The organism is Bacteroides sp. D20, assembly GCF_003436255.1.
GTDB lineage: Bacteria > Bacteroidota > Bacteroidia > Bacteroidales > Bacteroidaceae > Bacteroides > Bacteroides uniformis.
Genome location: NZ_QSOO01000011.1, coordinates 143,882 through 149,881, shown reverse-complemented (window position 1 = coordinate 149,881; position 6,000 = coordinate 143,882). Strand labels below are relative to the sequence as shown.

The following is a 6,000-nucleotide window of genomic DNA, read 5'->3' as shown; positions in this document are numbered from 1 at the left end:
TACTGATATCGGTTATAAAAAGAAAAAGCGTCTAGCTAAATCAGGAAAAGACAGTTTGACGGTGGGGAAACACGCTTCACCCGCTGGGGGAACTCCCTTTACCCCTGGGGAAACTCCTTTTACAATAGGCGGTAAAGGTCTTTACAATATGGGGTAAAGGGCGTTACAATATAGGGTAACGGCTTTTACATACCGCGGTAACGGCTTTTACATTAGCTGGTAAATAGCAGGTAAATACAATATGCTGATAGTTAGTGTTATGACCGCTTTTGTCTTTCGTATAGTATGTCCGTAACTTGGATTATTTATAGCAATCCTTCGTCGTTGAAGCTGTAATGGCTTCCGTCCGTGACGATGACGTGGTCGGTCAGGTGTATGTTCATGGTTTGGGCGGCTTTCCTCACGAGTTCCGTCAGCCGCTGGTCGTCGTTGCTGGGGTGCGGGTTGCCGGAGGGATGGTTGTGGATAAGGGCTATCTGTGTGGCGCGTTGCAGCAGGGCTTCGCGCAGGATGCTGCGCACGTCGGCGGTAGTCTGGTCGATGCCGCCGCGGCTGATGCGTACCTTGTCTATCACTTTGGCGGCGTGGTTCATAAGCAGTACCCAGAATTCTTCTGTGGCAAGGTCGCAGAGCAGGGGATGGAACAGCTCGTAGATGTCGGCGGAAGAGCGGATGGCGGTACGTCCGGAGCGTTCCTGCAGCTTGCGGCGTTTGCCCAGTTCCAGGGATGCCATGACGGTGATGCTTTTGGCGGGGCCCATGCCTTTGAATCGGGAGAAGTCCCGCACCTCCCATTTGCCCAGGCGGTTGAGGTCGTTGCCGCAGGCGGCGAGTATGCGCTGCATCAGTGTCACGGCGGTTTCTTCCGTATTGCCGGAGCCGATGAGGATGGCTAGCAGTTCGGCATCGCTCAAGGCTTCCGCCCCTTTCTGCATCATCTTTTCCCGCGGGCGGTCCTCTGCAGCCCACTGGTTGATATTCAGTTTCTCCATATCATCCCTAATCCTTAACCCCTAATCCTCCTTATTTGTAAAAGTTCTTTTTGAACGCCTCGAACTCGTCCTTGCCAAGTATGCAGCGGTTCCACCAGGCGCGCAGGAACCCCGTCCCGTATCCGATGAGCTGGATGAAGGAGGCGGCGACGGAGTAGAGCCCGATGCTGAGGCTACGGTTCCGGATAGTGGAGTCCATGCATACCAGAAGCGCATAAAGAGCGATGGGCAGCAGGCTGTACGGGCAGAAGGGCGTTCCCAGCAGGAATATGGCCACTCCCAGGGTAAATGCGGCCGGCAGCAGGTGGACGAGCTTCAGTGATTCCGGATACTTCTTGTACAGATTGATGCGGGCAATCCCGGAATTGTGTACCTGCTTGAAGAACTTCCGGAAGTCTGTCCGGCGCTTATGGTATACCCAGGCACCGGGGAACAGCCGGCATGTATATCCTCCCTTGAAGATTCGGATGCTGAAGTCGATGTCCTCCCCGAAGCGCATCCGCGAGAATCCGCCCAGGGCTTGGTACACTTCCCGCCGCACACCCATGTTGAAGCTGCGCGGATAGAACTTGTCCATCTTCTTCTTCCCCCCACGGATACCGCCGGTGGTGAAGAAGGAGGTCATGGAGTAGTTGATGGCTTTCTGTATGTCTGTGAATGATTCGTGCGCGCGGTCGGGGCCTCCGAAGGCATCGGCGGCTTCGTGCTGCAGCTCTTCTTCCACAGCAAGGAAATAACCTTCGGGCAGGATGCAGTCCGAATCCAGTATTATCAGGTATTCGCCCTTGCTTCGTTCCGCCCCGTAGTTACGGGTCTGCCCGGGGCCGGAGTTGGGCTTGTCATAGTAATGCACGTCCAATAGTTCCTGATACTTCTCTGTGACCGGCTTGCAGGGGATGGAGGAGCCGTCCTCCACCACAATCACTTCAAAATCCTTGAAACTTTGCCGCGTCAGGCTTTGCAGCAGTTCGTCTACCTCATCGGGGCGGTTGTATACGGGGATGATGACGGAGTATCTCATGGGTATGGCTCTATGTTTTGGTTATCTCCGCAAAGATATATCATTTAAGCTTTGCAGATGAATAAATGGAAAGAAAAATCCCCGGATGCCAAGTGGAGCACCGGGGATGATATGAAAAGGGCATTTGCCTGATTTCCAAAAGGGCTTATGCTTTTACGCGGCTTACGTAAGAACCGTCGCGCGTATCGATTTCGATAGTCTCGCCTTCGTTGATGAACAAGGGGACGCGGACTGTGGCGCCGGATTCTACTGTGGCGGGCTTCAGCGTGTTGGTGGCTGTGTCGCCTTTCAGTCCCGGTTCCGTATAGGTAATCTTCTGCTGAACCTTGATGGGCACATCAGCATAGAGTACGGTTTCTGTAGAAGCGTCTGATACCACGTCTACTATCATTCCTTCGAGCAGGAAGTCAACACCGTTGATGAGGTCGTGGGCGATGGGAATTTGGTCAAAAGTCTCCTGGTTCATGAATTGGTAGTTGTCACCGTCATGATAGAGGTATTGGTGGGGACGACGTTCTACACGTACGTCTTCCAGTTTCTCACCGATGTTGAAACGGCGTTCCAGAACGTAACCGTTCACCACGTCTTTCAGCTTGGTGCGCATGAAAGTATTACCTTTTCCCGGCTTTACATGCAGGAAGTCGATACAGAAATACAGCTTGCCGTCCATACGGATGCAAGTTCCGATTTTAATGTCTTGGGCATTAATCATACTTATAGTCTTTAATATTATTATATTGGTATTTACTTCGTTAGTGCTGGTTTGCGAGTGCAAAAGTAATGGAAATCGGTAAAAAACACAAAAACTTTTGAGAGAAAATGAGTTATCTCTTGGTTTATTTGAAAAAAGTATCTATTTTTGCAGCCCGAATTCGTGAGAATAATAACATAAAACAAGATACAGTAATGAAAAGAACATTTCAACCCTCGAACAGAAAGAGAAAGAACAAACACGGTTTCCGTGAGAGAATGGCTACAGCAAACGGCCGCAGAGTATTGGCAGCACGTCGTGCTAAAGGCAGAAAGAAACTGACTGTTTCTGACGAATACAACGGAGTAAAGGCATAATAGTCGTTCTCGTTCGTATTAAAGAAATAAGGGAGCTGCAAAAGACTGATTCTGGTCTTTTGCAGCTTTTCTTATGTATTGTGCCCGCTTCTCCGGAAAAAACTATTGCCAACTCCGTGTACTATGTGGTGAAAATTGTATCTTTGTCCCAAATAATGCATTATCGATTATGACAATAAAAGATTTTTTCTCTTTCCGGCAGAACCGGTTCTTCTGGGCGAACATCCTTGCGATGGCCGTTGTGGTAGTGGGATTGCTGTTCGGAGTGCTGAAAGGACTGGATATATATACCCGCCACGGCGAGGCTGTGATAGTGCCCGATGTGAAGGGCATGGGAGTGGAGGAAGCCGAGAAAATGTTCCGTAACCGCGGCTTGGTCTGCATCGTTTCGGATTCCAGTTATGTCAAGACTCTTCCTGCCGGCTGCATCCTCGAATATAATCCGGCAGCCGGACAAAAGGTAAAGGAAGGACGTACCATCTATCTTACAATCAATACGATTGAAGTCCCTCTGCACATAGTGCCCGATGTGGCGGACAACAGTTCGCTGCGGCAGGCGGAAGCGCGTATTCTGGCTTCGGGCTTCAAGCTGGCCGAGATACAGTATATTCCGGGTGAGAAGGACTGGGTGTATGGCGTGAAGTATAAGGGACGTCAGCTTTCCATCGGCGAGAAAGTGCCCACCGGCGCAGTGCTGACGCTGATGGTGGGAGATGGAGGCGCCTTGAAGGCAGACTCCCTGGGAGTGGATGCCGTGGGAGGTACCGTTGAACCCGTGTTGTCCGAAGACTCCGCGGCAGATGAGTCCTGGTTCTGATAAACATCTGACTCCAATCGTAAATTGTAAATAGTCAAATTGTAAATGCCGTGATGATAGAAGAATTGCCGGATGATATAGATAATGATGAGCTGGACGACGTAGAGCCGGTGGGTGACGAGGCGCAACTCTATGAACACTTCCGTGTGGTGGTGGACAAGGGGCAGGAGATGGTGCGGGTGGACAAGTATCTGTTCGACCGCTTGACGAACTCCTCGCGTAATCGCATCCAGAAGGCTGCCGATGCAGGCTTCGTGATGGCGAACGGCAAGGCTGTGAAAAGCAGCTATAAGGTGAAGCCGATGGATGTAATCACTGTGATGATGGACCGTCCACGCTATGAGAATGAAGTCATCCCCGAAGACATCCCCCTTGATATAGTATATGAGGACAAGTATCTGATGGTAGTGAACAAACCTGCCGGTCTGGTGGTGCACCCCGGTCATGGCAACTATCACGGTACGCTTGTCAACGCCATAGCCTGGCATATGAAGGATAATCCCGATTATGATGCCAATGACCCGCATGTGGGACTGGTGCACCGCATCGACAAGGACACCTCCGGCCTGCTGGTGATAGCCAAGACTCCGGATGCCAAGACGAATCTCGGCAACCAGTTCTTCAACAAGACGACAAAACGCCGTTACCGGGCGCTGGTCTGGGGAAATGTGGAGCAGGATGAAGGGACCGTTGTCGGCAATATCGGTCGTAATCCCAGAGACCGCATGCAGATGACCGTCCTCCCCGACGACCAGGGAAAGCATGCCGTCACCCATTACCGGGTGCTCGAACGTTTGGGATACGTCACACTGGTGGAATGTATCCTTGAAACGGGACGCACCCATCAAATCCGTGTGCACATGAAGCACATCGGACACATACTTTTCAACGACGAACGTTACGGTGGACACGAAATCCTGAAAGGAACCCACTTCGCTAAATACAAACAATTTGTAAACAACTGCTTCGACACTTGTCCGCGGCAGGCATTGCATGCCATGACGCTGGGGTTTGTGCATCCCGTCACCGGAGAAGAAATGTACTTCACTTCGGAATTGCCCGATGACATGACCCGGCTGATAGACAAATGGAGAGGCTATATCAGTAACAGAGAATTAGAATGAAACGCACGATTGCTATTGTAGCCGGAGGAGATACCTCCGAATTCCACGTCTCCCTGCGTAGTGCACAGGGGATTTACTCCTTCATCGACAAGGAGAAGTATACCTTATATATTGTAGAAATGCACGGACTGGACTGGCATGTACAGCTGCCCGACGGCGCTAAGGCTCCGGTAGACCGCAATGACTTCAGCTTCGTGCTGGATGGCGAGAAAGTGACATTCGACTTTGCCTATATCACCATCCACGGAACTCCGGGTGAGGACGGCCGTCTGCAGGGCTATTTTGATATGCTCCACATCCCTTATTCGTGTTGCGGAGTACTGGCAGCGTCGCTCACGTACGATAAGTTTGCCTGCAACCAGTATCTGAAAGGTTTCGGTGTGCGCATTGCCGAATCGTTGTTGCTGCGCGGCGGACAGTCGGTGACGGATGAAGATGTGATGGAGAAAATCGGTCTGCCTTGCTTCATTAAGCCCAGCTTGGGAGGTTCCAGCTTCGGCGTGACCAAGGTGACGGCGAAAGAGCAGATACAACCTGCCATAGCCAAGGCATTTGCGGAAGCGCAGGAAGTACTGGTGGAGGCCTTTATGGACGGAACCGAGATTACCTGCGGCTGTTACAAAACAAAAGACAAGTCCGTAGTGTTCCCCATTACGGAGGTGGTGAGCTACAACGAGTACTTCGATTATGAAGCTAAGTATAATGGTGCGTCTGACGAGATTACTCCCGCCCGCATCTCGGACGATTTGACCCGCCGGGTGCAGACGCTGACTTCTGCCATTTATGATATACTCGGGGCCTACGGCATTATCCGTGTGGACTATATCATTACCGAAGGGGAAAAAATCAATCTGCTGGAGGTGAATACCACCCCCGGAATGACTGCCACCAGCTTTATTCCCCAGCAGGTTCGTGCTGCCGGAATGGAGATGAAGGATGTAATGACAGATATTATAGAAAACAAGTTTAAGGATTAAT

The 6,000-nt window shown here is 51.1% G+C and carries 7 protein-coding genes; 4 read left to right on the top strand and 3 right to left on the bottom strand.

The window, feature by feature from the left end; all coding sequences use genetic code 11:
- Window positions 1-305: 305 nt before the first annotated feature.
- The 3 genes from radC to efp all read right to left on the bottom strand — a co-directional run bounded on the left by radC (window position 306) and on the right by efp (window position 2,725).
- Entirely contained in the window at window positions 306-992 is a 687-nt protein-coding gene (gene radC / locus DXD78_RS12845; protein ID WP_005825180.1) for a DNA repair protein RadC, read from the bottom strand.
- A 31-nt stretch (window positions 993-1,023) separates the two neighbouring features.
- Window positions 1,024-2,013: a glycosyltransferase family 2 protein gene (locus tag DXD78_RS12840; RefSeq protein ID WP_009037770.1), complete on the bottom strand. Its 990-nt coding sequence runs from the start codon at window positions 2,011-2,013 to the stop codon at window positions 1,024-1,026.
- Between the two features lie 145 nt (window positions 2,014-2,158).
- The gene (gene efp, locus DXD78_RS12835) at window positions 2,159-2,725 is read right to left on the bottom strand and encodes an elongation factor P (RefSeq protein WP_005825176.1); all 567 of its coding nucleotides are present in this window, start codon (window positions 2,723-2,725) and stop codon (window positions 2,159-2,161) included.
- Between the two features lie 194 nt (window positions 2,726-2,919).
- Between efp and rpmH the strand changes: the two genes are divergently transcribed.
- The 4 genes from rpmH to DXD78_RS12815 all read left to right on the top strand — a co-directional run bounded on the left by rpmH (window position 2,920) and on the right by DXD78_RS12815 (window position 5,999).
- The gene (rpmH, locus tag DXD78_RS12830; RefSeq protein WP_004292199.1) at window positions 2,920-3,081 is read left to right on the top strand and encodes a 50S ribosomal protein L34; all 162 of its coding nucleotides are present in this window, start codon (window positions 2,920-2,922) and stop codon (window positions 3,079-3,081) included.
- Between the two features lie 169 nt (window positions 3,082-3,250).
- Complete coding sequence (locus DXD78_RS12825; RefSeq protein ID WP_005825170.1) at window positions 3,251-3,898, top strand: PASTA domain-containing protein; 648 nt, start codon at window positions 3,251-3,253, stop codon at window positions 3,896-3,898.
- 53 nt (window positions 3,899-3,951) lie between these two features.
- On the top strand, window positions 3,952-5,022 hold the full coding sequence (locus DXD78_RS12820; RefSeq protein ID WP_005825168.1) for an RluA family pseudouridine synthase: 1,071 nt from the start codon (window positions 3,952-3,954) through the stop codon (window positions 5,020-5,022).
- A complete protein-coding gene (locus DXD78_RS12815) occupies window positions 5,019-5,999 on the top strand; it encodes a D-alanine--D-alanine ligase (protein WP_009037771.1) in 981 nt (326 codons plus the stop codon). Before DXD78_RS12820 ends, DXD78_RS12815 begins: the two co-directional genes overlap by 4 nt.
- The last annotated feature ends 1 nt before the right edge of the window (window position 6,000 follow it).

Coding starts and splice junctions, on each gene's coding strand:
- DXD78_RS12815 (WP_009037771.1), top strand. CDS start 5,019: ATGAAACGCACGATTGCTATTGTAGCCGGAGGAGATACCTCCGAATTC.
- DXD78_RS12825 (WP_005825170.1), top strand. CDS start 3,251: ATGACAATAAAAGATTTTTTCTCTTTCCGGCAGAACCGGTTCTTCTGG.
- rpmH (WP_004292199.1), top strand. CDS start 2,920: ATGAAAAGAACATTTCAACCCTCGAACAGAAAGAGAAAGAACAAACAC.
- radC (WP_005825180.1), bottom strand. CDS start 992: ATGGAGAAACTGAATATCAACCAGTGGGCTGCAGAGGACCGCCCGCGG.
- DXD78_RS12840 (WP_009037770.1), bottom strand. CDS start 2,013: ATGAGATACTCCGTCATCATCCCCGTATACAACCGCCCCGATGAGGTA.
- efp (WP_005825176.1), bottom strand. CDS start 2,725: ATGATTAATGCCCAAGACATTAAAATCGGAACTTGCATCCGTATGGAC.
- DXD78_RS12820 (WP_005825168.1), top strand. CDS start 3,952: ATGATAGAAGAATTGCCGGATGATATAGATAATGATGAGCTGGACGAC.